The organism is Burkholderia dolosa, from assembly GCF_902499135.1.
Taxonomy (GTDB): domain Bacteria; phylum Pseudomonadota; class Gammaproteobacteria; order Burkholderiales; family Burkholderiaceae; genus Burkholderia; species Burkholderia dolosa.
This window is the reverse complement of record NZ_CABVPR010000158.1, coordinates 1-683: the sequence shown is the minus strand read 5'-3', so window position 1 is coordinate 683 and position 683 is coordinate 1. Positions and strand designations below refer to the sequence as shown.

1 protein-coding gene is annotated in these 683 nt (G+C 71.6%); it reads left to right on the top strand.

The genetic code is table 11. The features are described from left to right. Nucleotides 1-71: 71 nt before the first annotated feature. Nucleotides 72-683: chemoreceptor glutamine deamidase CheD (gene cheD / locus BUB20358_RS28005; RefSeq protein WP_174905193.1), on the top strand; the 612-nt coding region annotated here is incomplete at its 3' end.

Here is a 683-nt window from a genome sequence, read left to right as displayed (position 1 = left end):
GCGCCTGCGCCCGCCGCGGCCGCGTCGCCGCGCGCGCCCGCGCGGGCCGTGCCCGCCTACGGAGACCGCGGATGAGCGCCCTGCCGATCGCGGCCAACCGCTACTTCGACAACCACTTCGAACGCCCCGGCGTGAAGCTGCTGCCGAACGAGTTCTACACGACGTCCGAGGACATGGTGCTGATGACCGTGCTCGGCTCGTGCGTCGCCGCATGCCTGCACGATCCGTTCGCGGGCATCGGCGGGATGAACCACTTCATGCTGCCCGACGACGGCGCCGATCCGGGCGCGGCCGCGTCGGAGTCGATGCGCTACGGCGCATATGCAATGGAAGTGCTGATCAACGAACTGATCAAGGCGGGCGGGCGGCGCGAGCGCTTCGAGGCGAAGGTGTTCGGCGGCGCGGCGGTGCTGGCCGGGATGACGACGATCAACATCGGCGACCGCAACGCGGATTTCGTGCGCCGCTATCTCGCGCTCGAGCGCATCCGCATCACCGCGGAGGACCTGCAGGGCGTGCATCCGCGCAAGGTCGCGTTCATGCCGCACACCGGGCGCGCGATGGTGAAGAAGCTGCGGCTGCAGGTGCCGGGCGTCGCCGAGCGCGAAGCCGCGCTCGCGCGCGAGGCCGAGCGTGCGGCGCGGCCGCGCGCGCACGTCGAGCTGTTTCCGGCGAAACGGCCG